This is a genomic window from Microbacterium sp. (assembly GCF_031179285.1).
GTDB lineage: Bacteria > Actinomycetota > Actinomycetes > Actinomycetales > Microbacteriaceae > Microbacterium.
Genome location: NZ_JAPSHY010000017.1, coordinates 18,418 through 43,743, shown reverse-complemented (window position 1 = coordinate 43,743; position 25,326 = coordinate 18,418). Strand labels below are relative to the sequence as shown.

General features: G+C 68.7%; 27 protein-coding genes. 6 read left to right on the top strand and 21 right to left on the bottom strand.

Annotated elements, in window-relative coordinates:
- Positions 1–36: 36 nt before the first annotated feature.
- The 3 genes from RIN18_RS11775 to guaB form a co-directional block, all read right to left on the bottom strand.
- Positions 37–588 carry an OsmC family protein gene (locus RIN18_RS11775; protein WP_309104163.1) on the bottom strand — a complete coding sequence of 184 codons (552 nt, stop codon included), beginning with the start codon at positions 586–588 and terminating at the stop codon, positions 37–39.
- 100 nt (positions 589–688) lie between these two features.
- Complete coding sequence (locus RIN18_RS11770; protein WP_309104162.1) at positions 689–1,003, bottom strand: DUF2277 domain-containing protein; 315 nt, start codon at positions 1,001–1,003, stop codon at positions 689–691.
- Positions 1,004–1,087: 84 nt separating this feature from the next.
- Positions 1,088–2,590, bottom strand: coding sequence for an IMP dehydrogenase (gene guaB / locus RIN18_RS11765; RefSeq protein WP_309104161.1), 1,503 nt, complete (start codon positions 2,588–2,590; stop codon positions 1,088–1,090).
- Between the two features lie 250 nt (positions 2,591–2,840).
- Here guaB and RIN18_RS11760 point away from each other — a divergent pair, with 250 nt between their 5' ends.
- Genes RIN18_RS11760 through RIN18_RS11745 form a run of 4 tightly spaced genes read left to right on the top strand, consistent with a single transcriptional unit; the run spans position 2,841 to position 6,950 of the window.
- Positions 2,841–4,193 carry a branched-chain amino acid ABC transporter permease gene (locus RIN18_RS11760; protein WP_309104160.1) on the top strand — a complete coding sequence of 451 codons (1,353 nt, stop codon included), beginning with the start codon at positions 2,841–2,843 and terminating at the stop codon, positions 4,191–4,193.
- A gap of 3 nt (positions 4,194–4,196) precedes the next feature.
- Positions 4,197–5,174 carry a branched-chain amino acid ABC transporter permease gene (locus RIN18_RS11755; RefSeq protein ID WP_309104159.1) on the top strand — a complete coding sequence of 326 codons (978 nt, stop codon included), beginning with the start codon at positions 4,197–4,199 and terminating at the stop codon, positions 5,172–5,174.
- A 7-nt stretch (positions 5,175–5,181) separates the two neighbouring features.
- Positions 5,182–6,177: an ABC transporter ATP-binding protein gene (locus RIN18_RS11750; protein ID WP_309104189.1), complete on the top strand. Its 996-nt coding sequence runs from the start codon at positions 5,182–5,184 to the stop codon at positions 6,175–6,177.
- Complete coding sequence (locus RIN18_RS11745) at positions 6,174–6,950, top strand: ABC transporter ATP-binding protein (protein ID WP_309104158.1); 777 nt, start codon at positions 6,174–6,176, stop codon at positions 6,948–6,950. Before RIN18_RS11750 ends, RIN18_RS11745 begins: the two co-directional genes overlap by 4 nt.
- Positions 6,951–7,055: 105 nt before the next feature.
- Here RIN18_RS11745 and RIN18_RS11740 read toward each other — a convergent pair whose 3' ends face one another.
- From RIN18_RS11740 to groES, 3 genes are all read right to left on the bottom strand, one after another.
- Entirely contained in the window at positions 7,056–8,309 is a 1,254-nt protein-coding gene (locus tag RIN18_RS11740) for an ABC transporter substrate-binding protein (RefSeq protein WP_309104157.1), read from the bottom strand.
- Positions 8,310–8,453: 144 nt separating this feature from the next.
- The gene (gene rarD, locus RIN18_RS11735) at positions 8,454–9,383 is read right to left on the bottom strand and encodes an EamA family transporter RarD (RefSeq protein ID WP_375163526.1); all 930 of its coding nucleotides are present in this window, start codon (positions 9,381–9,383) and stop codon (positions 8,454–8,456) included.
- A 96-nt stretch (positions 9,384–9,479) separates the two neighbouring features.
- Positions 9,480–9,776, bottom strand: coding sequence for a co-chaperone GroES (gene groES, locus RIN18_RS11730; protein ID WP_046012430.1), 297 nt, complete (start codon positions 9,774–9,776; stop codon positions 9,480–9,482).
- A gap of 155 nt (positions 9,777–9,931) precedes the next feature.
- Between groES and RIN18_RS11725 the strand changes: the two genes are divergently transcribed.
- Positions 9,932–11,131, top strand: a complete 1,200-nt coding sequence (locus RIN18_RS11725) for a class I SAM-dependent methyltransferase (RefSeq protein ID WP_309104156.1) — start codon at positions 9,932–9,934, stop codon at positions 11,129–11,131.
- A gap of 12 nt (positions 11,132–11,143) precedes the next feature.
- Here the strand turns inward: RIN18_RS11725 and RIN18_RS11720 are convergent, their stop codons facing one another.
- The 11 genes from RIN18_RS11720 to coaA form a co-directional block, all read right to left on the bottom strand.
- A complete protein-coding gene (locus RIN18_RS11720; protein WP_309104155.1) occupies positions 11,144–12,064 on the bottom strand; it encodes a hypothetical protein in 921 nt (306 codons plus the stop codon).
- Positions 12,061–12,795, bottom strand: a complete 735-nt coding sequence (locus RIN18_RS11715; protein ID WP_309104154.1) for a hypothetical protein — start codon at positions 12,793–12,795, stop codon at positions 12,061–12,063. Before RIN18_RS11715 ends, RIN18_RS11720 begins: the two co-directional genes overlap by 4 nt.
- 355 nt (positions 12,796–13,150) lie before the next feature.
- Positions 13,151–13,690: a hypothetical protein gene (locus RIN18_RS11710; RefSeq protein ID WP_309104153.1), complete on the bottom strand. Its 540-nt coding sequence runs from the start codon at positions 13,688–13,690 to the stop codon at positions 13,151–13,153.
- Positions 13,687–14,769, bottom strand: a complete 1,083-nt coding sequence (gene tsaD / locus RIN18_RS11705) for a tRNA (adenosine(37)-N6)-threonylcarbamoyltransferase complex transferase subunit TsaD (RefSeq protein WP_309104152.1) — start codon at positions 14,767–14,769, stop codon at positions 13,687–13,689. Before tsaD ends, RIN18_RS11710 begins: the two co-directional genes overlap by 4 nt.
- A complete protein-coding gene (rimI, locus tag RIN18_RS11700) occupies positions 14,766–15,263 on the bottom strand; it encodes a ribosomal protein S18-alanine N-acetyltransferase (RefSeq protein ID WP_309104151.1) in 498 nt (165 codons plus the stop codon). Before rimI ends, tsaD begins: the two co-directional genes overlap by 4 nt.
- Positions 15,260–15,883: a tRNA (adenosine(37)-N6)-threonylcarbamoyltransferase complex dimerization subunit type 1 TsaB gene (tsaB, locus tag RIN18_RS11695; RefSeq protein ID WP_309104150.1), complete on the bottom strand. Its 624-nt coding sequence runs from the start codon at positions 15,881–15,883 to the stop codon at positions 15,260–15,262. The genes rimI and tsaB overlap by 4 nt, the downstream gene beginning before the upstream one ends.
- Before the next feature lie 91 nt (positions 15,884–15,974).
- On the bottom strand, positions 15,975–16,463 hold the full coding sequence (tsaE, locus tag RIN18_RS11690) for a tRNA (adenosine(37)-N6)-threonylcarbamoyltransferase complex ATPase subunit type 1 TsaE (protein ID WP_375163525.1): 489 nt from the start codon (positions 16,461–16,463) through the stop codon (positions 15,975–15,977).
- A complete protein-coding gene (gene alr, locus RIN18_RS11685; RefSeq protein WP_309104149.1) occupies positions 16,460–17,566 on the bottom strand; it encodes an alanine racemase in 1,107 nt (368 codons plus the stop codon). The genes tsaE and alr overlap by 4 nt, the downstream gene beginning before the upstream one ends.
- Positions 17,563–17,922 carry a holo-ACP synthase gene (locus RIN18_RS11680; RefSeq protein ID WP_309104148.1) on the bottom strand — a complete coding sequence of 120 codons (360 nt, stop codon included), beginning with the start codon at positions 17,920–17,922 and terminating at the stop codon, positions 17,563–17,565. The genes alr and RIN18_RS11680 overlap by 4 nt, the downstream gene beginning before the upstream one ends.
- A 170-nt stretch (positions 17,923–18,092) precedes the next feature.
- The gene (gene glmS / locus RIN18_RS11675) at positions 18,093–19,940 is read right to left on the bottom strand and encodes a glutamine--fructose-6-phosphate transaminase (isomerizing) (RefSeq protein WP_309104147.1); all 1,848 of its coding nucleotides are present in this window, start codon (positions 19,938–19,940) and stop codon (positions 18,093–18,095) included.
- Between the two features lie 79 nt (positions 19,941–20,019).
- Complete coding sequence (gene coaA / locus RIN18_RS11670) at positions 20,020–20,973, bottom strand: type I pantothenate kinase (RefSeq protein WP_309104146.1); 954 nt, start codon at positions 20,971–20,973, stop codon at positions 20,020–20,022.
- Between the two features lie 28 nt (positions 20,974–21,001).
- On the opposite strand from coaA, the gene RIN18_RS11665 reads away from it, so the two are divergent.
- Positions 21,002–21,946 (top strand): Ppx/GppA family phosphatase, encoded by a 945-nt coding sequence (locus RIN18_RS11665; RefSeq protein WP_309104145.1) that lies wholly within the window; start codon positions 21,002–21,004, stop codon positions 21,944–21,946.
- 27 nt (positions 21,947–21,973) lie between these two features.
- Here RIN18_RS11665 and glmM read toward each other — a convergent pair whose 3' ends face one another.
- The 4 genes from glmM to RIN18_RS11645 all read right to left on the bottom strand — a co-directional run bounded on the left by glmM (position 21,974) and on the right by RIN18_RS11645 (position 25,256).
- Positions 21,974–23,332 (bottom strand): phosphoglucosamine mutase, encoded by a 1,359-nt coding sequence (glmM, locus tag RIN18_RS11660; protein WP_309104144.1) that lies wholly within the window; start codon positions 23,330–23,332, stop codon positions 21,974–21,976.
- 14 nt (positions 23,333–23,346) lie between these two features.
- Positions 23,347–23,832 carry a 30S ribosomal protein S9 gene (gene rpsI / locus RIN18_RS11655; RefSeq protein ID WP_309104143.1) on the bottom strand — a complete coding sequence of 162 codons (486 nt, stop codon included), beginning with the start codon at positions 23,830–23,832 and terminating at the stop codon, positions 23,347–23,349.
- A gap of 30 nt (positions 23,833–23,862) precedes the next feature.
- Positions 23,863–24,309 carry a 50S ribosomal protein L13 gene (gene rplM, locus RIN18_RS11650; RefSeq protein WP_309104142.1) on the bottom strand — a complete coding sequence of 149 codons (447 nt, stop codon included), beginning with the start codon at positions 24,307–24,309 and terminating at the stop codon, positions 23,863–23,865.
- 194 nt (positions 24,310–24,503) lie between these two features.
- Positions 24,504–25,256, bottom strand: a complete 753-nt coding sequence (locus RIN18_RS11645) for an MBL fold metallo-hydrolase (protein WP_309104141.1) — start codon at positions 25,254–25,256, stop codon at positions 24,504–24,506.
- Positions 25,257–25,326: the final 70 nt, after the last annotated feature.

The following is a 25,326-nucleotide window of genomic DNA, read 5'->3' as shown; positions in this document are numbered from 1 at the left end:
CGGGATCAGCGAGGATGCCGGGGAGGCGGCGGAGTGTCAGGCGAGGACGCCGGCGGTGGGGACCGGGTTCGCGAAGAGATCGAGCACGGGGCAGTGCGCGTCGACGACCTGCCGAAGGTTCTCGTACTGCTCGGGGGTGTCCGGGCCGGTGATGTCGACCGTCACGCGGACGTCGTGGAAGCCGGCGCGGCCCGACTCGTCGATGCCGAAGAGCTTCCTCACATCGAGATCGCCCTCTGCGGTGATCTCGATCTCGTCGATCGTGAGACCGAGCGCCTGAGCGTAGAGGCGGAAGACGACGACCTGGCAGGAGACGAGGGCGCCCAGGGCGTACTCGACCGGGCTGGCGGCGGCGTCGTCACCGGCGAGCGCGCCGGGCTCGTCGACGAGGAAGCGATGCCTGCCCGCCTGGATCTCGGTGGCGACGGATCCGATGCCGCGGCCGGTGACCCGGTAGGTGAGAGCCGCGGTCGCCGGGTCGGCGGCGATCCGCTCGTTCCACGCCGTTCCCGCCTGAGTGAGGCGCTCCGCGCGCTGCTCTGCGGTGACGTCGGCGACGGCGGTGATCTGGTCCTGGAGAAGTGTCATGACGCGACGGTAGCGACGACCGGTCCGCCGCCGCCATGACCCTCGTCACCTCGCGTCATCCGCCGTCATCGAAGGCAACACGCAGCGTGGGGCGGATCGTTCAGGAGGCGGTTCGAGCGGCCCGCTTCTGCTCCTGGAAGACGCGGATGGCCTCGTAGCGCTCGGCCGAGCGGGCCTGGCGCTTGGCGGCCTCTTCCTGCCGGTTCTTCGGCGGAGCCGAGGTGACGAGCTCGTCGAGGAGGCGCCGGGTGGCCTGCGCGATCTCGGCGACGGCCCGGTCGAACGTCGCCTGATTCACCCTCGACGGAGCGTTCGCTCCCGAGATCTTGCGCACGAACTGCAATGCGGCATCGTGGCATTCCTCGTCGGTCGCGGCAGGGGCGAGATTGTTGAGCGGGACGATGTTTCTGCACATACCGGCACCGTACGCGGGAGCGTCGACAAGCGGAAGGGGGCGGATGCCGCAGCATCCGCCCCCTTCACGCAGCCGAGCTTCGGCTCACTTCTTGTAGTTGGGCGCCTCGACCACGATCTGCACGTCGTGGGGGTGGGACTCCTTGAGCCCGGCCGAGGTGATGCGCACGAACTTGCCGCGCTGCTTCAGCTCCTCGATCGTGCGAGCACCGACGTAGAACATCGACTGCCGAAGCCCTCCGACCAGCTGGTACGCGACCGCCGACAGCGGACCGCGGTACGGCACCTGACCCTCGATCCCCTCGGGGATGAGTTTGTCGTCGTTGGGCACGTCTGCCTGGAAGTAGCGGTCCTTCGAGTACGACGTCTGCTTGCCCCGGGTCTGCATCGCTCCCAGCGAGCCCATTCCGCGGTACTGCTTGAACTGCTTGCCCGACTGGAAGACGATCTCGCCCGGCGACTCGTCGGTGCCCGCGAGGAGTGAACCGAGCATCACCGCATCGGCACCCGCCACGAGGGCCTTCGCGATGTCTCCGGAGTACTGCAGTCCGCCGTCCGCGATCACCGGGATACCGGCCGGACGCGCTGCCAGCGAGGCCTCGTACACGGCGGTGATCTGCGGCACGCCGACGCCAGCGACCACCCGCGTGGTGCAGATGGAGCCGGGACCGACGCCGACCTTGACGGCGTCCACTCCCGCGTCGATGAGCGCCTGCGCGCCCTCGCGGGTGGCGACGTTGCCTCCGATGATGTCGATGTGCTCGAAGCTCTCATCGGCCTTGAGCCGCTTGACGAGCTCGATGACGCCCTGCGACTGCCCGTTCGCGGTGTCGACCACGAGCACGTCGACGCCCGCATCACGCAGTGCCTCGGCGCGCTCCCAGGCGTCGCCGAAGAAGCCGATGGCCGCTCCGACGCGAAGGCGCCCCTGGTCGTCCTTGGTGGCGAGCGGATACTTCTCGCTCTTGTCGAAGTCCTTGATGGTGATGAGGCCGGCGAGCTTGCCGTCTTCGTCGATGAGGGGAAGCTTCTCGACGCGGTGCTTCGCGAACAGTGCGATGACCTCGCCGGCGGCAACTCCCACTTTCGCCGTCACGAGGTTCTCGCTGGTCATGACGTCCTTCACGAAGGTCGTCTGCCGCTCGAAGCCCGACACGAACCGCATGTCGCGGTTCGTGATGATGCCGACCAGGCGGCCGTCCGGGTCGACAACCGGGAGACCCGAGATGCGGTACTGCGCGCAGAGCGCGTCGACCTCCTCGACGGTGGCATCGGGGTTGGTCGTGATCGGGTCGGTGATCATGCCCGACTCGCTGCGCTTGACGCGATCCACCTGCGATGCCTGGTCGGCGATCGAGAGGTTGCGGTGCAGGATGCCGATGCCGCCCTCACGAGCCATCGCGATCGCCATCCGGGCCTCGGTGACCGTGTCCATCGCGCTCGAGAGCAGCGGCGTCGCGACCGAGATGCGCCGAGTGACCCGGGAGGACGTGTCCGCCTCGCTGGGGATGACGTCGGTGTGCCCCGGCAGGAGCAGCACATCATCGTATGTCAGTCCGACGAAACCGAAGGGATCGGGCTGGTCCATGAAAGCTCCTCCTGCGCGAGACGCGCGAATCCGAGAACGTGTGGGGGCGACGTCGGCCGGTCCGGGCCGAAACCCGTATGCAGATTCTAAGCGAGACACGCCCGAGAACATTCCCAGAGGACTCACCCCGCGCCCGCATCGCACATTGCCAGATAGGAGAATCGCCGAACGCGCACTACGCTCAAGTGCGTCGTCCATCGATGCGGCGAACACCCGAAGCCGCAGAGACAGCACTCACAGTGGAGGTTGCGTGGGACCCACAACGATCGCCGTTCGGCGAGCGCGAACCTGGTCGGTCGCGTTCCTCGGCATCCTGATCGCGCTCGGTGCGATCCTGATGCAACCTCCGGCGCCAGCCTCAGCCGAGACCACCGATGACGGCCAGGAAGTCACCGACTTCTACTTCGCCGGCGTGATCACGTTCGACGATGAGCCCGTCGAGGGCGTCGAGATGACCGTCGAGGGCAACGGCTTCGACGGCGAGACCGAGACGGATGCCGAGGGCAAGTGGCGTCTGTACGTGCCCGAGAAGGACGTCTACACCCTCACCGTCGACGAGGACACACTGCCGGACGGCGTGATCGTCGATGCGTCGCTGCTGCCGGAGGGGATGCAGCCGGTGGCGGGGACGACGGCCTCCTTCGAGGTCGAGTTCGGTCTCACCGGAACGAAGATCGTGAACCTGTTCCTGGGCGAGGGGGTCCGTGACACGACCTCGTTCCTGGACCAGCTGCTGTCGCGGATCGTCGGCGGACTGAACTTCGGGCTGCTGCTGGCGCTCGCCTCGATGGGCGCGGCGCTGATCTACGGCACCACGCGACTGTCGAACTTCGCGCACGGTGAGATGGTCACCTGGGGCGGCGTCGTGGCGTTGATCGTCAGCTCGTTCTGGGATCTGCCGCTGTGGCTCGGCATCATCGCCGCCGTCATCTCCGGAGGACTGCTCGGCTGGGCCATGGACGCCGGGCTCTGGCGGCCGCTGCGTCATCGGGGACTGGGCATCGTGCAGCTCATGATCGTCAGCATCGGGCTTTCTCTCGCCCTACGCTACGGACTGCAGTTCATCATCGGCGGCAGCACCCATCAGCTGATCGGTGCGAGCCCGACGCCGATGGAATTCGGACCGATCTCGCTGTCTTACATCGACCTGATCGGTATGAGCGCCAGCCTCGTCATCATCCTGGCGATGGCGTTCTTCCTCACCCGCACCCGCCTCGGCAAGGCCACCCGTGCCGTCTCCGACAACCCGCAGCTGGCCGCGGCGTCCGGCATCGACGTCGACAGGGTGGTGCGGATCGTCTGGATCATCGCCGGCGTGCTGGCGGCCATGTCCGGCATCCTGTGGGCGTACTTCCGCCCCGGTGTGAAGTGGGACATGGGCATGCAGATGCTGCTGCTGATGTTCTGCGCGATCACCCTCGGCGGCCTGGGCTCGGCGCTCGGCGCTCTCATCGGATCGATCATCGTCGGCCTCGCGGTCGAGGTCTCGACGCTGCTCGGAGTCCCCTCCGACCTCAAATACGGCACCGCTCTCGTCGCACTGATCGTGATCCTGCTCGTGCGGCCGCAGGGCATCCTCGGACGCAGGGAAAGGCTGGGCTGACGCATGGACTTCGGCAGCATCCTCGGCAACACCGCCTCATACCTCTTCAGCCCCACCACGATGGCGTACGCGCTGGCCGCCACCGGCCTCGCCGTGCACTTCGGCTACACCGGGCTGCTCAACTTCGGCATGGCGGCGTTCATGGCCGTCGGCGGATACGGCTACGCCATATCGATCCTCACGTTCGGCTTCCCCTGGTGGACCGGCATGCTCGTCGGGCTGCTCTGCGGCGCCGTCTTCGCACTGATCCTCGGCATCCCGACCCTGCGCCTGCGCGCGGACTACCTCGCCATCGCGACCATCGCGGCGGCCGAGGTGGTGCGGCTGCTCTTCCTGACCGAGCTGTTCAAGGGGTGGACGAACTCCGCTGGCGGCCTGTCGGGCTATCACCAGAGCTTCCGCGAGATCAATCCGTTCCCGCCCGGCACCTACGGCTTCGGCCCATGGACCTACAACGAGAACGAACTGTGGGTGCGGGTGTTCGGCCTCGTCGTGCTCGCGCTCGCGGTGCTGTTCGTGTGGGCTCTGGTGCGCAGCCCCTGGGGGCGCGTGCTCAAGGGCATCCGCGAGGATGAGGACGCCGTGCGGTCCCTCGGCAAGAACGTCTTCGCTTACAAGATGCAGGCCCTCGTGGTCGGTGGCATCATCGGCGCTCTGGGCGGCATCGTCTTCGTTCTGCCGTCGGCGGTCATCCCGGGCAGCTACTCGACCTCGCTGACGTTCTTCCTGTGGACGATCCTGCTCCTCGGCGGGGCGGCGACCGTGTTCGGCCCGACCCTGGGCGCCGTGCTCTTCTGGGTCGTGTTCGCGTTCCTCGGAAGCCTTCTTCCGGCGATGGCCAACGCCGGCTACCTGCCGATGAGCAGCGCCCAGGCTGACGTCGTGCGCTACATCCTCATCGGGATCGTGCTGATGCTCATCGTGATCTTCCGGCCGCAGGGCATCCTCGGGAACAAGAGGGAGATGACCTTTGTCCACTGACAACGAGATGTCCGCCGCGGTGCCGAACAGCGCACCGCTGGGCGGCAGCGCACCGCGCGCCAAGACGACGGGGCTCGCCAAGGGCCCGGCCGTCCCCGGTGTCGCCAAGAACGATCCCATCCTGATCGCCGACGGCGTGCAGCGCCGTTTCGGCGGCCTCGTGGCGGTCGACGTCGATCACCTCGAGATCCCCAAGGGCGCGATCACGGCGCTCATCGGCCCGAACGGCGCCGGTAAGACGACGCTGTTCAATCTGCTCTGCGGTTTCGACAGGCCCAACACCGGCACGTGGTCGTTCGAGGGCAAGAGCCTCTCGGGCGTGCCGTCGTTCAAGGTCGCGCGGATGGGTCAGGTGCGAACCTTCCAGCTGACCAAGGCGCTGTCTCTGCTCACGGTGCTGGAGAACATGAAGCTCGGCGCTCCGTCGCAGCGCGGCGAGCGCTTCTGGCCGAGCCTGTTCCCGTTCCTCTGGCGCGACCAGGAGGCGGAGATCGAGAAGAAGGCCCGCGAGCTTCTCGCCCGGTTCAAACTCGACGCCAAGGAGAAGGACTTCGCGGCCTCCCTCTCGGGCGGGCAGCGCAAGCTCCTCGAGATGGCCAGGGCGCTGATGAGCGATCCCACGCTGGTCATGCTCGATGAGCCCATGGCCGGGGTGAACCCCGCGCTGACGCAGTCGCTGCTGGATCACATCCTCGACCTGAAGGACCAGGGACTGACCGTGCTGTTCGTCGAGCACGACATGCACATGGTGCGGCACATCGCCGACTGGGTGGTCGTGATGGCCGAGGGCCGCATCGTCGCGGAGGGGCCGCCCGAGGCCGTGATGGAGGACACCGCGGTCATCGACGCCTACCTCGGCGCCCACCAGGACGTGGATCTCGGCGCGGTGACCGGCCGGATCCCCGTCGCGACGACCGCCGAGGCCACCCGGCTGCGTCAGCAGATCGAGAACGAGGCCGAAGCCGAACTGCAGGCCGGGGCCACCGATGAGGAGAAGCCATGACCGATCCGTCGCCGCGCGCGGAGCATGAGTCCCCCGCCGCCGATGCTCGCGTCGTCGTCGAGCTGAAGGGGGTGCACGCCGGTTACCTCCCGGGAGTGAACATCCTCAACGGTGCGAACCTCGTCGCCCGCAAGGGCGAGCTGATCGGCATCATCGGCCCGAACGGCGCCGGCAAGTCCACGCTGCTGAAGGCGATCTTCGGAATGGTCAACGTGCGAGACGGCGACATCACCGTCAACGGTGAGAGCATTCTCGGCCTCAAGGCCGACAAGCTGGTCGCCCGCGGGGTGGCGTTCGTGCCGCAGACGAACAACGTCTTCCCGTCGCTGACCATCGAGGAGAACCTGCAGATGGGGCTCTACCAGAATCCGAAGATCTACGCGGAGCGGCTGGAGTTCGTCTCGGGCATCTTCGCCGAGCTCGGCTCGCGTCTCAAGCAGCGGGCGGGCTCGCTCTCGGGAGGCGAGCGCCAGATGGTGGCCATGTCGCGGGCCCTGATGATGGACCCCGCGGTCCTGCTGCTGGACGAGCCGTCCGCCGGTCTCTCCCCCGTCCGTCAGGATGACGCGTTCATCCGCGTCTCGGACATCAACAAGGCTGGCGTCACCACCATCATGGTCGAGCAGAACGCGCGGCGCTGCCTGCAGATCTGCGACCGCGGCTACGTGCTCGACCAGGGCAAGGACGCGTACGAGGGCACCGGCAGGGAGCTGCTGAACGACCCCAAGGTCATCGGCCTGTACCTGGGCACGCTCGGCACCGACGCCGCCTGAGCCGGCTTCGTCCTCGTCCGACACCGCGGACGATCGGCTGACGAGCGTCAACCACGACGAAGGGCTCCGGATGCCAGCATCCGGAGCCCTTCGGTGTTCGCGGTGTTACTTGATCCGCGAGGTGACGTTCTCAGCGTCGAACTCGTAGACGCCGATGGCAGCACCCTCGGGGTCGTGGTCCTCGTTGAACGTGATCTCTCCCGAGAACCCGTCGTAGTCGGCCGTGCCGCCGCCGTTGATGATCTCGGCGCAGTCAGCGTAGCTGGTGCACTTGTCACCCTCGCCGCTGCCGCCCGAGACCTCCTGCATCGCACCGGCGATGTCGGCGCCCTCGACGGAGCCCGCCTTCAGCGCAGCGAGCGCGATGAGGATCACCGCGTCGTAGGCCTCGGCCGAGTAGGTGAGAGCGTCGATCGGCTCGTTGCCGTCAGCCGTCCAGACCTCGTTGAGCTGGTCGATGAAGTCGTCGGGCAGCTCGGCGCCGGCACGGGTGCCCTTCGAACCCTCGAGGCTCACCGGGAGGTCCGGCCAGTCCTTGAGGTTGCCGTCGACCAGGTAGAGCGAACCGGTGCTGACGCCCGCGTTGCCCAGAAGCGGCGCGATCGTCGCGAACTGGTCGTACGACACGATGGCGACGGCATCGGGCTTCGCCGCGGCGACCGTCTCGACCTGGGAGTTGAACTGGCCGTCACCCTGGTTGTACGACGCCTCGGCGACGACCTGGCCGCCGGTGCCCTCGAAGGTCGCCTTGATGGCCTCGAACAGACCGGTGCCGTACGGGTCGTTCTGGTAGATGATGCCAAGGGTCTTGTGACCGTCCTCGGCGATCTCGTTCGCCAGCACCTCGCCCTGCAGGTTGTCGCTGGGAGCCGTGCGGAAGTAGAGGTCGTTGATGCCGGTGAAGTCGGCCGACGTGTTCGACGGCGAGACCATGAGGATGCCGGCGCCGGAGTTTCCGTCGAGGACCAGCTTGGAGACGCTCGACGACGCGGCACCGACCATCGCGGTGATGTCTGCGCTCTGCAGGTTCGTCATCGAGGTCTCGTATGCCTTGTTGTCGAGGTCGCCTTCGTCCTCGCTCGTGAGCTCGATCTGGACCCCGGAGTCGGCCTCGTTGACCTCTGCCACGGCGAGCTGGACGCCCGCTTCCATGGGCGCTCCGAGGAAGGAGAGGGTTCCGGTCGAGGGCAGCAGCGAGCCCAGCTTCAGCGTCAGGTCTGCGGCCGGCTTGTCACCCCCGCCTTCGGACGGCGTCGCTTCCGGCGTGCTTGCACAGCCGGCGATGACCAATGCGGATGCGCTGAGCAGCGCGATCCCCGCGAAGACCCTCGCGGTGCGCGAGTCCTTCAATGCGTTCATGATGCTCCCTTGCGTAACTGAACAGTGGATGTGACCACGGTCGGGTGCTCTAACCCTAGGGCTTCGCAGGAGCGAGAAGAGGTCGCAAGTGTTTCGTTGCGTTAACGATCCGGTACCGAGTGTGGCGCTGGGTGCGCTGACAGATCAGACGAGTTCGGGCCGCAGCCTGCGCTCGCGTCTGCCGGCGAACAGCAGGTCGATCACGAAGACGGCGATCGCGACCCACACGATGATGAAACCCGCCCATCGTTCGGCCGGCATCGGCTCGTGCAGGAACACGACTCCGATCACGAACTGCATCACCGGGGTGATGAACTGCAGCATGCCCACGACCGCGAGTCCGACGCGACGGGTGCCGGCGGCGAACATCAGCAGCGGCACGGCGGTGGCGATCCCGGCCAGAGAGAGCAGGACCGTATGCCACGTGCCGCCTGCTCCCATCGTGATGCCTGTCGTCATCGCGACCGCGACGAGCTGGATGATCGCGATCGGAATGAGCCAGAACGATTCGAGGGTCAGTCCGCTGACGGCGTCCACGGCGGGTCCGATCTTCTTCTTGATGAGCCCGTAGACGCCGAAGGATGCCGTGAGCGACAGGGCGATCCAGGGGAACTCCCCGTAGGCGACGATGATCACCACGACGGCGACGGCCGCGATGACGATCGCGGCCCACTGCAGCCGGCGGATGCGCTCGTGCAGCACGAAGACGCCCAGGAGGACCGTGGTGATGGGATTGACGAAGTAGCCCAGGCTGGTCTCGACGATGCGGTCGCTGAGGGTCCCGATGAGGAAGACCTGCCAGTTGACGTAGATGAGCAGACCCGCCAGCGCCGTCCACCACATCAGCGCCGGCTGACGCATGATCGCGCGGATCGCAGCCCAGCCTCGGGTGACGGTCAGCAGCACGAGGCAGAACACGAACGACAGCAGCACGCGCCAGGCCACGACCTCCCAAGGCCCTGTGGGCGCCAGCAGAAGGAAGTAGAGCGGGAGGAAGCCCCACAGGATGTATGCGCCACCCGCGTAGAACGCACCGGTCATCCGCGTCGCGCGGTCAGTGCTGTCGGGCGTCACCGCACAACCCTATGCGATCGCGGTCGGGGCTCGGGCGCGGGCAGGCAGAGGGGCCCGGATGCCGAAGCATCCGGACCCCTCGAGAGCTGCGCCGACTCAGCGGACGACGACCGCGAGCACGTCGCGGGCCGACAGGACGAGGTACTCGTCTGCGCCGAACTTCACCTCGGTGCCGCCGTACTTGCTGTACAGGACACGGTCGCCGACGGCGACGTCGATCGGAACGCGGTTGCCGTTGTCATCGATGCGGCCGGGGCCGACTGCGATGACCTCGCCCTCCTGGGGCTTCTCCTTGGCAGTGTCGGGGATGACCAGGCCACTAGCGGTGGTCTGCTCGGCCTCGACCTGCTGGATGACGATGCGGTCCTCGAGCGGCTTGATGGAAACCGACACGGTCTACCTCTTCTTTCTTGACGCTGACACGAAAGACTTGTTCGCACTCTCAACCCGAGAGTGCTAATCCAGTCTATGCGCTCGGCTGGCACTCATGCAATGCGAGTGCCAGCCCAGCGCCACTCGCCGCCCGGAGCGGCAAATAGGCTGGCGGGATGGAGATGTCCGAACTGCGCGCCCTGCTCACCACCGAGGGCCTGTCGCTGCTCGAGGGCTCGGGGCCGATCGAGTCCACGACGGACGTCGCCCGTGCCGTTTCTCGACTGCGAGCGGCAGGGCATCCTCCCGAGCTGGTGTCGGCTGTCGTGGGTCAGACGCGACTTCGCGCGCGGGCCGCCGCGAAGTTCGGCGAGTTCGCCCGGCGGATGCTGTTCACCAAGGCCGGCCTCGAGCAGGCGACCCGGCTCAGCGTCGCCGCGCGTCATGCCCAACGGCTGCGCAGCGCGGGCATCGGAACCGTGGCGGATCTCGGATGCGGCATCGGAGGCGATGCGCTCGCCTTCGCCGGAGCGGGCCTCGGCGTCGTCGCCGTCGACGCCGACGAGGTCACCGCAGCCATCGCCGCGTACAACCTCGCCCCGTTCGGCGACGACGTGAGCGTCCGGCACGGCACAGCGGAGGAGACAGACCTCGCCGGTGTCGACGCGATCTGGATGGATCCGGCCCGCCGCACCTCCGGGCACGGGGAAACGCGCCGGGTCGACCCCGCGGACTACTCCCCCTCACTGGACTGGGTGTTCGACGCGGCCTCCCGCATCCCCGCCGGCATCAAGCTCGGCCCCGGCCACGACCGCGACGCGATCCCCGCCGACGCGGAGGCCCAGTGGGTGAGCGCCGACGGCAGCGTGGTCGAGCTGGTGCTGTGGACAGGCGTACTCGCGCGGGAGGGCGTGCGCCGGGCCGCGCTGGTGATCAAGGGGGACCGCTCGTTCGAGCTCACCGCCGGCGCGGACGCCGCCGATGCGCCGGTCCGCGAACTCGGCACCTACCTGCACGAACCGGACGGCGCCGTCATCCGCGCGCGCCTCATCGGCGACGCCGCGCGGGGTCTGGAGGCGGGCATGCTGGACGAGCACATCGCCTACCTGACATCGGATGCCGCGCTCACCAGCCCCTTCGTGCAGTCATTCCGGGTGCGGGAGACGATGCCGGCGAACCCGAAGGCGATCAGTGCGATCCTCCGCGCCAACGGAATCGGAACCCTCGAGATCAAGAAGCGCGGCATGGACATCGATCCGGCGGCCTTCCGCAAGAAGCTGACGCTCCGGGGTGAGAACGCGGCGACGCTGTTCCTCACCCGCATCGGCGACCGGCGGATCGCGATCCTCGCCGACCGCGTGCACGCGGCGGCGTGACCGCACTCGCGACTACGGTTCGGTCCCGACCTCGATCGGGTCGCCGTGCTCTCCGCCGAGCTCGAGGCGTTGTCCCTGGTCGGTGAGCTCATCGGCATCGCCGTCGTAGCGATCGTGCGACTGGTCGAGCCATCCTCCGCCCGCCTGCGTCGACACCCGCTGGATGCTCGCCATCGGGGCCCCCTCCGTGGAGTGGAGCACGACAGCGTGCACCTGCTCGCTCTCACCCGATTCGGCCCCGCGCACCGTCGTCGACACGAACACGGATATACCCTCGGCGCGCACCGCGGCCGTGGGAAGGCATCGCTCGCTGGACCTCTCGCCGACATCGAGGACGACGCAGGTGGTCTCGCCGCCCTCGCGAGTCGCGTACCAGAGCAGCGCGTCCTCGTCCTGACCGATCGCCCGCACCGACCCCGCGTCGTACCCTTCGTCGCCGTAGAGCGCTGACCGTCGGTCCGTCTGTGCGTCGGTGAGCGGCAGGGCATCATCGGTTGCCTGCCCGAAGAGCAGCCAGCCGACTCCGAACCCTGCCAGCACAAGGGTTGCTGACGCCGCTGTCAGCGGTCGCCACCACCGGCGGAACGCCTCTGCCGCCGAGACCGCGGGCGCCGCGGGATCCGCGGTGCTGACCGGCGGCCCGGTGCGCTGGGCATCCGAGTCCGGCGGGCTCTCGACCGGGGCCGTCGCGCCCCGCTCCGAGTTCCACCGAGGCAGTCCGTCGACGAGCACCCGCGCCGTCGCACCCGTGTCCCGGCCGGACACCGGGGTTGTGCGTCCCGGTGAGACCGCCGCGACGGTGTCGGCATCCCTTCGCCGCCGCTCGAGCTCCCGCATCCGCGCGCCCTCAGCGGGAGTGAGCGCGCCGTCGCGGGCGTACGCCTTCTCGTGCAGGGTGCGGAGCTCGCCCGTCTCCGCCGCATCGAGGCTCATGCCGCACCGCCGTTCCTGGTGATCACGAGGTACTGCGGACCGCTCGCCGCGTAGTCGATCTCGGTCACCGCGCCGGTCGCGGGATCCACGATGCTCAGCGTGATGCTCTCGCCGCCGGGCACGAGGTCGGAAGGCTCCTGGCAGGCAGTGAGCGGATCCGGCGTCGAGCCGTCGTAGATGAGGCACATCTCCTGCGTCTCCACGCGCGTCGCCGTCCAGATCGGCACGTCGCCGTCGTACCCCGCCACCCAGATCGAATTCGGCTCGTACCCCAACTCCGAGAGGTTAGCGGCGATCCGCGTCTCCTCCTCGGTCGCATAAGTCATCGTGACAGACCACGCGTCCAGCGCATGCTGATCGATGCGCACGGCCGGCTCTCCCTCCCCCGTGAACAGCACCTGCGCGACGACCTCGATGCGGATGTCGTTTCGGTCGATCGTGTAGTTGCCGTGCAGCCCCTGGTCCTGCGCCTCCTCGACCCGACTGCAGAAGGGCACGGGGCGCTCGCCGGCACTCATGACGAGACAGGTTCGCTCCTCGCCGTCCTTCGTGGCGATCCAGACGACCACACCACCGGCCTCTCCGACCGCCCGGAGGGAACCGGAATCGTATCGGCCGTCCGCGACGATCTCGTTCTGCCACTGCTGTTGCTCCGCGGTGAGCTTCAGCGACGCGGCGCCACCGCGTCCGAACAAAAGCCATCCGAGTCCCACGCCGAGCGCAACGATCAAGACGATCACAGCAGTGACAGGCAGCCAGCTGACCCGACGTGACGGGCGAACCGCTCGTGGGAGCGATGCGGTCGACGCATCTTCTGTCAGCATCAAATCAGAAGCGGTCCGTTCCGCAGCGGTCGCTTCGCCCCCGAAGGATGCAGACGACTCCGACCCTCGACCCGCCGGGCTCTTCGGCTGCGGATTCGAAGGCTCAGAGCCGGGATCGCGCGGCGGACTCGCTTGGGCCTGCCGCCGCCTCTCGAGCTCTCGCAGACGAGCAGCGTCGGTCCCGCTCAGCGTTCCGTCTCGCCCATAGGCGCGCGCCTGAAGTTCGCGCAGTTCCACGAGCTCGTCGGCGGCCAGCATCCGGCTACCCGAGCCTCTCGAACTGCATGCCCGCCCAGACCAGCCAGCCCAGGCTGTAGACCGTCGCGCACAGACCGAGGATCAAGGCCCACCGGGCGATCGCCCGGCTCTCGAGCGGGCGGCGCAGCGACATGATCGAGGCGATCACCGCCACGATGGCGACGGGGATCCCCCAGCCGACGAAGAACGACGTGCCCAGCGCGACGATCGCAGCGAGCAACGCCCACGGTGCGAGCCGGGTGTCATCGACGGCAGTGGAATCGGTCGACGGCTCCCACGAGGTGCCCGGAGCCCCGACCGCGTCCGCGTCGGGTCCGCTGACGACGACCGGCTCGACCCCGACCGGCCCGGTCGGAAGCTTCGTGTAGCCCTCCCGGCGTGCGCCGGGAATGCGCGCGGCACCTGCGGGCCGCTCCACCTCGCCGCTGGGACGATCGACGCTGGCGTGCACCGCGGCCTCGCGACCTCCGACGGCACTCGTCGCGTCCGCGCTCGCCTGCTCGGCTCCCTCGCCTCCCGGTGCAGGACGTGGAACGTCACTCATGACGTCACCGTCTCAGCTTCCTGGATCTCCGCCACCTGGATCTCGGTGACGGGAAGCGTCGAGTCCGCCCCGAACGCGAGGGTCGACGGCTGCCGCCCCGATGAGATCAGTTCCGCGGCGAGGGCCGCGATCATCGCGCCGTTGTCGGTGCAGAGCGACAGCGGCGGGATCCGCACCGTGACGCCGGCCTCTGCCGCCCGCGCCAGCGCCACCTCGCGAAGTCGCCGGTTCGCGATGACACCGCCGCCGAGCAGCAGCCGGGGAACCCCGAGGTCGGTGCAGGCGGCGAGCGCCTTGGTCACCAGGACGTCGACGACCGCCTCGCGGAAGCTCGCCGCGACATCCGCCACCGGCACGTCCGACCCATCGGCCTCACACCGCTCGACCCATCGTGCGACGGCGGTCTTCAACCCGGAGAAGGAGAAGTCGTAACGGTGCTTCGCCATGTCGGACGCCCGCGACAGCCCGCGCGGGAACCGGATCGCGTCGGGGTCTCCGGCGGCCGCCGCCCGATCGATCTCTGGGCCTCCCGGGTAGGGCAGCGACAGCAGGCGCGCCACCTTGTCGAAGGCCTCCCCCGCCGCATCGTCCATCGTCTCGCCGAGCAACTCGACGTCACCGGTGAGATCGCGCACATGAAGCAGCGAGGTATGGCCGCCCGAGACCAGCAACGCTATCGTCGGGTATTCCAGCGGGTCGGAATCGGCGGTGAGGATGTCGGCGGCGATATGCCCGACGAGGTGGTTCACGGCATACAGCGGCTTGCCGAGCGACACGGCGAGCCCCTTCGCGGCGCCGACGCCCACCATGAGAGCGCCGGCGAGGCCGGGACCGCTCGTCACCGCGACCGCGTCGAGATCGCCGAGCGTGACGCCGGCCTCACCAAGCGCCTTCTCGATCGACGGCTGCAGCGCTTCGAGGTGCGCACGGGCCGCGACCTCGGGCACGACGCCCCCGAAGCGTGCGTGCTCATCCATGCTCGAGGCGATGGTGTTCGACAGCAGTGTGCGCCCGCGCACGATCCCGATGCCGGTCTCGTCGCAGCTCGTCTCGATGCCGAGCACCAATGGGGCACTCATGCGCTCTTCTCCTTCGCCGGCGAGTCGGACCCCGGCGTTCCGCTCGTGTTCTTCAGGTTCGCCCGCATCACGATCGCATCCACGCCGTCGGGCTGGTAGTACCGAGGCCGTCTGCCGATCTCCTCGAAGCCCTCGGAAAGGTACAGTCCCGCAGCCACCGGGTTGTCGGCTCTGACCTCGAGGAAGACCTCGCGAGCGCCGCGCTCCGCCGCAGCATCCAGCAGCGCGCGAAGCAGCAGTCGGCCCCGGCCGGCACCACGGTGGGCGGCGTCGTACGCGATCGTCTGGATGTCGGCATCCGTCGCGCCCGGAAGGGATCGGATGCCGCCGTAGCCGATGACGACGCCGCCGACCTCATCGACGAGGTAGATCCCGTGCGGGCCGGTGATCTCGGCCGCCATGAGCTGCTCGCTCCAGGCGTCGGTCGGGAAGGAGCGACGCTCGATACCCATGATGGCCGCGAGGTCTGCGGAGGTCGCCTCACGGAGGGTCATGAGCCGACCCGCTTCGGAATGCCGGGAAGGGTCACGTCGGGGTGGCGGAGGTACAGCGGCTCGGCTCCGGCGAGCGAGCGTCCCGCCTCGAGCGCGCGCGCGCCGACGCGCGCGAGGTCGACGGCGCTGAGCGCGTCGACATCTCGGCGATCGATGCCGGCGAGATGATCGTCGGCATCGGCACGAGGCACGAGGACCGTCTCGGCGACGATCCGTGGGATGCCGTCGTCGTCGATCCCGTCGAACACGGTGATCGCCACCTCGCGTCGGCGGGCATCGGTGACGATCGCGAACGGCCCGGGGGCCGCATCCGTCTCGATGGCGGTGAGAGCTGCCGCGACATGGCTCGGGACGGGGATGACGGGAACGGCTCTTCCCAGCGCGAACGTGCGGGCGGCGGCGATGCCGATACGAAGCCCGGTGAAGGGGCCAGGACCCATTCCTGCCACGACGTGCGTGATGTCACCGGCGCCCGCATCGTGGACGACCTGTTGAAGCAGCGCGCCGATGACCTCGGCATGTCCGAGCGGGTCGTGGGCCGCCGCATCCGCCCGCGGCGAGCCGTCGGCGTCGATGAGCGCCACGGCGGTGCCCAGGGAGGTGTCGACGGCGAGGATCACCTCTCCAGGGTAGTCCGCCTGCAGGGATCAGGAGGTGCGGGTCGCAGACCTGCACAGCGGCATGCGCGGGCTGCCGGGCCGCCGCGCCGGTTCAGCGCGTGGTGCGGGAGATCGTGACGATGCGGGGCGCGTCGGCGTCGAGTCCTGACGGCTCGAGCGGATCGTCGGAACCGGCGCCCACCGGGCGCTCGAACTCGATGTCCCACCAGGCATCGGCGAGTTCTTCCGCCATGCCGCGCCCCCACTCGACCACGATCACCGACCGTGCGACGTCGAGGTCGAGGTCGTCGAGCTCGGAGGCCGAGCCCAGCCGGTAGGCATCGACGTGAACGAGCGGCGCGCGTCCGGTGAGAGAGGGATGGGTGCGGGCGATCACGAACGTCGGACTCTGCACCGGGCCGCGCACGCCGAGCCCGTCCGCGAGGCCCCGCGTGAAAGTCGTCTTGCCCGCGCCGAGAGGACCGGTGAGGATCAGGACGTCGCCGGCCTGCAGCTGCTCGCCGATGCGGAAACCGAGCTGCTCCATGTCCTCCGCCGTCGCGATCGTCCGGCGGCCGAGGAAGGCGGGGTCCACGCTCACGATGCCCGCCGGGGCACCCGGTGACCGATGCGGGTGACGATCTCGTAGTTGATCGTGTCGGCGGCATCCGCCCAATCGGTCGCGGAGGGCAGGCCGAGCGTGGGATCGCCGAAGAGCACGACCTCGTCGCCGACCGAGATGGCCGTATCGCCGACGTCGACGACGAACTGGTCCATCGCGATGCGGCCAACGTTCCGGTACCACCGGCCGGCGATGGACACCTGCGCCTTCCCCGATGCCTGCCGCGGGATGCCGTCGGCATAGCCGAACGGGATGAGCGCGAGCGTCGTGTCGCGCTCGGTGCGGTGGACGTACCCGTAGGAGACGCCCGTTCCGGCCGGCACCCGGCGAACGGCGGCGACAGCGCCGCGCAGGGTCATCGCCGGGCGAAGGCCGAGTTCCGCGGAGGTGCGGTCGTCGAAGGGAGACAGGCCGTAGAGTCCGATCCCGATGCGGACGGCATCGAGACGCATCTCGGGGCGATCGATGGCGGCGGCGGTCGCGGCGATGTGACGCAGTTCCGGGCGGATGCCGAACGACGCCGCGGCCGCGACGCCATCCTCGAACTTCGCCAGCGCCGCCCTGTCGTCGTCGAGGGAGGTGTTGGAGAGGTGGCTGAACAGCCCGACGATCCGCAGTCGCCCGATCCGCTCCAGCCTGGCTGCCTCGGCGAGCACGCGGCCCCAGTCGGCCGGCGCGATCCCGTTGCGAGACAGCCCGGTCTCGAGCTTCAGGTGCACTCCGACCGGGCGCTCGACGTGCGCGGCCGCAGCGGCCGCTTCGAGCTGATCGAACGACGACACGCCCACCTCGATGCCTTCGGCAGCGGCCTGCTCGAAGCGCTCGCCCGGTGCGTGCAGCCAGGCCATGATCGGCGCGTGCACGCCCTGCCGACGCAGCTCCAGCGCCTCGGGGATCTCGGCGACGCCGATGCGCGTGGCACCGGCGGCGAGGGCGGCGACGGCGGCGGTCGCGGCGCCATGCCCGTAGGCGTTCGCCTTGACGACGGCGATGACCTCGACGCCGGTGAGGCGGCGGAAGTGGCGGGTGTTGTCGGCGATCGCGTCGAGATCGATGGCGGCTTCGCGGAACGGCACGCTCACAGCGGTTCTCCTTCGGCGACGACGAACGCAGCGGCGAGGCCCGCATCGTGCGAGAGGGTGAGGTGCAGTTTCGTGATGCCGCGCTCCTCGATGACGGCGGCGGTGGACCCGGAGAGCACGAAGTGCGGGCGTCCGGACGCTTCGGAGGCGATCTCGATCTCGGTCCAGTGCACGCCGTCCGAGCCGCCCAGCGTCTTGATGAGCGCCTCCTTCGCGGCATAGCGCGCCGCGAGCGACGGCAGGCGCAACGTCCGCTCTGCCGGGGCGAAGAGCCGCTCTCGCAGACGCGGCGTGCGCTCCAGGGTCCGCTCGAACCGCGGGATGTCGACGAGGTCGATTCCGGTCCCGATGATCACCCGCTCAGCCTACCTTCGGTGCCCCGACGTCTCTCCGCAGCCCGCCCGCAGGAACCCACACTCCGCGCCGAAACCCACGCCGAACTGCGCCCGCGATTGCGGGTCTGGGCCCGAAGTGCGGGTCTGCGCGAGGGAGCCTACCCTCGCCCAGCGACGTGAGAGCCGCGCGGCTACTCGACCGTGACGGACTTCGCGAGGTTTCGCGGCTGGTCGACGTCGAGCCCCTTCGCGGTGGCGAGTGCCATCGCGAAGATCTGCAGCGGGACGACGGCAAGCAGCGGCTCGAACATCGCGCCGGCGAGCGGGATGCGGATGACCTCGTCGGCGAACGGCAGCACGGCCGCGTCGCCCTCCTCGGCGATCACGATCACGCGGGCGCCGCGGGCACGGATCTCCTGGATGTTCGAGACGACCTTCGCATGCACGAGAGCGGAGTGGCGAGGCGAGGGCACCAGCACGAACACGGGCTGGCCCGGCTCGATCAGTGCGATCGGGCCGTGCTTGAGCTCACCCGCGGCGAAGCCCTCGGCGTGGATGTACGAGATCTCCTTGAGCTTCAGCGCGCCCTCGAGGGCGATCGGGTAGCCGACGTGGCGGCCGAGGAACAGCACCGACCGCGTGTCGGCCATCCAGCCGGCGAGCTGGGTGACGTGCTCCTGCTCCTCCTCGAGCACCTTGGCGATCTTGTCGGGGAGGGCGGCGAGCTCGGCGACGTCGTCACCGGCATCGCTCACGCTTCCGCGTACCCGTCCCATGTGCAGTCCGAGCAGCAGCAGCGCGGTGATCTGGGCGGAGAACGCCTTCGTCGACGCGACGGCGACCTCGGGACCCGCGTGCGTGTAGACGACGGCGTCCGACTCCCGCGGGATCGTCGCGCCCTGGGTGTTGCAGACCGAAAGGGTTCGGGCACCGCGCTCGCGGGCGTACTTGACGGCCATCAGGGTGTCCATGGTCTCGCCGGACTGGCTGATCGAGATGACGAGGGTGTCGTCGCCGATGACGGGGTCGCGGTAGCGGAACTCGTGGGCGAGTTCGACGTCGACCGCGACGCGCGCCCACTGCTCGATCGCGTACTTGCCGACGAGGGCGGCGTAGGAAGCGGTGCCGCAGGCGGTGATGATCACGCGGTTGATGCCCATGAAGAGCTCGTCCAGGCTGTCGAGTTCCGGGATGACGACCTGATCGCCCTGGATGCGGCCGCGGATGGTGTTCGCGACGGCCTCGGGCTGCTCCGCGACCTCCTTCGCCATGAAGCTCGACCAACCGCCCTTCTCGGCGGCCGCGGCATCCCAGGAGACGTCGAACGGTTCGGCCTCGACGGGAGTTCCATCGAAGTCCGTCACCATGACGGCATCCGGGGTGATCGAGACGATCTGGTCCTGACCGATCGCGAGAGCCTTGCGCGTGTGCTCGACGAAGGCGGCGACGTCGGAGCCGAGGAAGTTCTCGCCCTCGCCCAGGCCGATGACCAGCGGCGAGTTGCGGCGAGCGCCGACGACGAGTCCCGGCTTGTCCTGATGCATGGCGAGCAGCGTGAAGGCGCCCTCGAGGCGGTTCACGACATCGCGGAAGGCGCGCTCGAGGTCGCCGCCGTTGCCGGCGTACTCACGGCCGAGGAGAGCCGCGGCCACCTCGGTGTCGGTCTCGCTGCGGAAGACGACGCCGTCAGCCAGCAGCTCCTCGCGGAGGGCGGAGAAGTTCTCGATGATGCCGTTGTGGATGACGGCGAGCTTGTCGTCATCGGCGAGGTGCGGGTGGGCGTTGACGTCGGTCGGGCCGCCGTGCGTCGCCCAGCGGGTGTGCCCGATCCCCGTGGTGCCATCACCGAGGGGCGCGTCGGCGAGCGAATCGCGCAGCATGCTGAGCTTTCCGGCCTTCTTGCGCATGCCGAGAGCGCCCGCCCCATCGATCACCGCGACGCCCGCGGAGTCGTAACCGCGATACTCCAGTCGGGCGAGACCGGCGAGAAGGATGTCCTGGCTGGGGCGCGGGCCCACGTATCCGACGATTCCACACATGAGATCAAGGGTAAGCGGGAGTTTTTGCGAGGGTTCCGAACGAAAGCGCGGAGGCGGGGAAGCCCCGGCGCGCGGCCGCTCAGAGCTTGCGCAGCAGCACGCTCTCGACGTCGTGATCGGCGCCCTTGTTGAGCACGAGCCGTGCGCGGTGCTTGGTGGGCAGCACGTTCTCGACGAGGTTCGGCATGTTGATCTCGTTCCAGTAGCCGAGTGCCGTCGCGATCGCCTCGTCGTCGGTGAGATGCGCGAACACGTTGAAATACGACGAGGGGTTGCTGAACGCCCCCTGGCGGAGGGCGAGGAACCGGTCGACGTACCACTTCTCGATGTGGGACGTGTCGGCGTCGACGTAGATCGAGAAGTCGAACAGGTCGCTCACGGCGACGTCGTGCGGCGCCGGCGGTGGCGAGAGCACATTGAGCCCCTCGACGATGACCACATCAGGCCGGCGCACCACGACATGCGCGTCGGGCACGATGTCGTACCGCATATGCGAGTAGAAGGGCGCCCGCACCTCGTCGGCACCGCTCTTGACCTTGGTGAGGAACTCGATGAGCGCGCGACGGTCATAGGACTCCGGGAAGCCCTTCCGCTCCATGAGGCCGCGCCGCTCGAGTTCGGCGTTCGGATACAGGAAGCCGTCGGTCGTGACGAGCTCGACCCTGGGCGTTCCGGGCCATCGGCTCATCAGTTCGCGCAGCAGCCGGGCGATCGTCGATTTGCCCACGGCGACCGATCCGGCGACTGCGACGACGAAGGGCGTCGTGGTGTCGTCCTCCTGCAGGAACGAACTGGTCGCGGCGCCCAGGCGCTTGGTCGCGGTGGCGTAGAGGCTCAGCAGACGGCTCAACGGCAGGTACACCTCACGCACCTCCGTGAGGCTCAGCCGGTCGCCGATTCCGCGGATCTCGACGACTTCCGTCTCCGACAGCGGCTGGTCGAGGTCGGCGGCGAGGCGCGCCCATTCGGCTCGATCGATCTCGCGGTACGGCGAGAGCGGCAGTGTCGGGTCGACGGTGGTCACGGCATCCATCGTATCCGCGCACGAGTAGTCTCTAGCCGTGCGCTTGGGAGTCATCGACATCGGGTCGAACACCGTCCATCTGCTGGCAGCCGACGTCCGCCCCGGCGGCCGGCCGCTGGCGACCTCGAGCGACCGCAGCGTGCTGCGCCTGATGCGCTACCTGACCCCCGACGGTGCGATCTCCGAGGAAGGGGTGCAGGCGCTGGTGGCGGCGGTCGAGCAGGCGCGCGTCGTCGCCGAATCGGAGAAGGTCGATGCCCTCCTCGCCACGGCGACCAGTGCGGTGCGCGAGGCGCGCAACGGCGACAACGTCATCGCGCGCATCGAAGCCGCCCTCGGACACCCCCTCCAGGTGCTCGACGGCGAGACGGAGGCGGAGCTGACCTTCCTCGCCGTGCGTCGCTGGTTCGGCTGGGCGGCAGGTCAGCTTCTGCTGCTCGACATCGGAGGCGGCTCCCTCGAGATCGCCGCCGGGGCGGATGAAGTGCCCGATGCCGCGGCATCCGTGCCACTGGGCGCGGGACGCATGACCGTGCAGTTCCTCCCCAGCGATCCGCCCGGCGTCGACGAGGTCGACAGGCTCCGGGCGCACGCCGTCGAGACTCTCGCCGAGGTGATCCCGCGGTTCGCCGCCTTGCCGAAGCCGGATCACGTCGTCGGGTCATCGAAGGCGATCCGGTCACTCGCCCGGCTCGCCGGCTCCCCCGCTCCGGGCTGGTCGGGGTCGGAGCGGATGCTGCTGCAGAGATCCGCGCTGGGATCGTGGATCCCGCGGCTGGCCAAGCTCCCGGCATCCGCCCGGCAGGAGCTGCCGGGGATCACCCCGGATCGAACGTTCCAGATCGTGGCCGCGGCGGTCTCGCTGCACGCAGCGATGAAAGCGCTCGACGTCGATGAGCTCGAGGTGTCGCCGTGGGCGCTGCGGGAGGGCGTGCTGCTGCGCTACATCGAGGCGCTCGATGGGGGCGGCGCGCAGCGGTGAGCCGCGACGCCGCCCGCAGATCTCGCGTCAGAGTGCCAGTCGCTCGCTGACGACCGCGGCGAGCCGCTCCGCGTGCCGCTGGACCGACTCTGCATCTGCAGCCTCGACCATCACGCGCACCAGCGGCTCAGTGCCGGATTTGCGCAACAGCACACGACCGGTGTCGCCGAGCTCGGCCTCGACGTCGCGGACGGCCAGCTGCACGTGCTCATCGTCGGCCAGGCGATCCTTGTCGACCCCGCGCACGTTGATCAGCACCTGCGGGTAGACCGTCATCACCGATGCGAGCTCGGCGATCGGCTTCTGCTGTCTCGCCATCTCGGCGACCAGGTGGAGACCGGTGAGCAGGCCGTCTCCCGTCGTCGCATACTCGCTCATGATGACGTGGCCCGACTGCTCGCCGCCGAGCGCATATCCGCCCGCGGTCATGTCCTCGAGCACGTAGCGATCGCCGACCGCGGTCTGGCGCACCGTGATGCCGTGCTCGCGCATGGCGACATGCAGTCCGAGGTTGCTCATCACGGTCGCTACGAGGGTGTCATCGGTGAGGCGACCGCGCTCCTTCATCGAGACTGCGAGGATCGCCATGATCTGATCGCCGTCGATGACCCTGCCCGAAGCGTCCACCGCGAGGCACCGATCGGCGTCGCCGTCGTGCGCGATGCCGATGTCGGCGCCGAGGCGGACGACGGCCTCTGCCAGATTGTCGAGGTGCGTGGAGCCCACGCCGTCGTTGATGTTCAGGCCGTCGGGGTCGGCACCGATGACGGTCACCTCGGCGCCGGCGTCGCGGAACGTCTCGGGCGACACTCCGGATGCCGCGCCGTGCGCGCAGTCGAGGACGACCTTGATGCCGTCGAGACGGTTGGGCAGCGACGCGAGCAGGTGCATGACGTAGCGATCCTCGGCATCAGAGAACCGATCGATGCGGCCGACGCCCGCCCCGGTGGGCAGGAGTTTCTCGCCGGACATCGCCGCCTCGATGCGCGCCTCGACGATGTCGGGCAGCTTCACGCCGCCGCGGGCGAAGATCTTGATGCCGTTGTCGGGCGCCGGGTTGTGAGACGCCGAGATCATGACGCCGAAGTCGGCATCGCGGTCAGCGACGAGGAAGGCGAGGGCGGGCGTCGGGATGACGCCCGCTTCGAGAACGTCCACACCGGAGGAGGCGAGTCCAGCGGACACCGCAGCGGTGAGGAAGTGACCGGAGACGCGGGGGTCGCGGGCGACGACGGCTGTGAGCCGCTTGCCCTCGGCCTTGCGTGCCTCCGCCGTACGCCCCTGGCCCAGGACGACAGCAGTCGCCTGGGCCAGGGAGAGCGCCAGGTCGGCGGTGAGGATGCCATTGGCGAGTCCTCGTACACCGTCCGTGCCAAAGATCGGCATCGGAAGGGCGGACCTTAACGCTTCGAGTACTGAGGCGCCTTGCGGGCCTTCTTGAGACCGGCCTTCTTGCGCTCCTTGACGCGGGCGTCGCGCGAGAGGAAGCCGGCCTTCTTCAGGGTCGGACGGTTGTTCTCCTCGTCGATGCCGTTGAGCGAACGGGCGATGCCCAGACGCAGCGCGCCGGCCTGACCCGACGGGCCACCACCGGAGATGCGGGCGATGACGTCGTAGGAACCGGCGAGGTTGAGCACGGTGAACGGGTCGTTGATCAGCTGCTGGTGCAGCTTGTTGGGGAAGTAGTCCTCGATCGTGCGGCCGTTGACCGTGATCGTGCCCGAACCGGGGACGATGCGCACGCGGGCGATGGCCTGCTTGCGACGGCCGACAGCGGCGCCGGGAACGCTGAGCACGGGGCGGGGAGCCGCCTCGACCGCTTCGGTCTCCGGGGTCGACGTCGAGAAGTTCTGGAGGTTTTCGGTGGTGTCCTGGATGTCAGCCACGAGTATGTCCTTAAGCTTTCAGTGCGGCGCTTACTGGGCGACCTGGTCGAGGGTGTACGGCTGGGGCTGCTGCGCGGCGTGCGGGTGCTCTGCACCGACGTACACCTTGAGCTTCGACAGCTGCTGACGGCCCAGGCTGTTCTTCGGGAGCATGCCACGGATGGCCTTCTCCACGGCGCGGACCGGGTTCTTCTCGAGGAGCTCGGCGTAGGTGACCGACTTCAGGCCGCCCGGGTAACCGGAGTGGCGGTAGGCCAGCTTCTTCTGGAGCTTCTGACCCGTGAGCGCGACCTTGTCGGCGTTCACGATGATGACGAAGTCACCCGAGTCGATGTGGTTGGCGAAGGTGGGCTTGTGCTTGCCACGCAGAAGCGTCGCCGCGTGGGAGGCGAGGCGACCGAGAACGACGTCAGTGGCGTCGATGACGACCCAGTCACGCTGGACCTGCCCGGCCTTCGGGGTGTAAGTGCGCGTCACGATAGTGCTGCTTTCTTGTTCGAACGGAGAAGTTCGTGAATCCCACTCCGGGGTGGTTCATCCCGAGGGGGAGGAACACGCCAGTGGAGGGCTCACGTTCGGATGATGGCCTCATCTCGCAGCTCCGGAGAGCGCGCGGACACGGGCACCAAAGATCCAGCATACGCCATCCGAGACCCATCCCCAAACGTGGCTCAGCCGATCGCGATCCGCTCCCCCGGCGGCAGGATCCGCAGACGGTCGGCCCGGCCGGCGAATTCGAACATCAGGCGCAGCCGATCGAGCGTCTCCGAGAAGTGGAACCATCCCTCGGCGTGCACCGGCACGATCACCGCGTCCCCCAGCACCTGCGCCGCCTCCAGGGCGGTGCGCGCGTTGAGCGTGAGGTCGACATCGCCGAAGCGGCCGACGTTCGCGGCTCCGGCGAACAGCACGGCGACGTCGATCCGCGGGAACCGGGCGGCGATCTCACGCACGAGGTCGACCGAGGCGTTGTCGCCCGAGACGTAGACCGTCGGCTCCCCCTCGCTCTCGAGGACGAAGCCGGTCACAAAGCCGCTGAGCGCCTCGGCTCCCTCGGGCCCGTGCAGCGCGGGGACGGCGGTGATGGTGACGACTCCAGCCCGGTACTGCTGCCAGGGTGCGAGCCCCGTGAGGTGCGGGATCCGGGTCGCGGAGTCCTCCGTACCCAGCACCACCGGCACGTCGGGCAGCAGCGCGCGCCCGGCGTCGTCGAGGTTGTCGAAGTGCTGGTCGTGTGAAAGCAGGACGACGTCGATCGGTCCGAGTTCCGACGGCTGGACCGCGGGCCCGGTGAACTTGCGAAGGGTCACGGGACCGGGGTACGCGCCGGGCTCGTCGAAGGTGGGGTCGGTGAGGAAGCCGAGTCCTCCGTAGGTGAAGTGAAGGGTGGGTCCGCCGACGAGAAGAGCGCTGAAACTGGTCATGGAATGAGTGTTCCGCACCGACGGTGGGCACCCCAGTGGCCCGGAAGCCCTCTTTCGATAAGATCGGGCC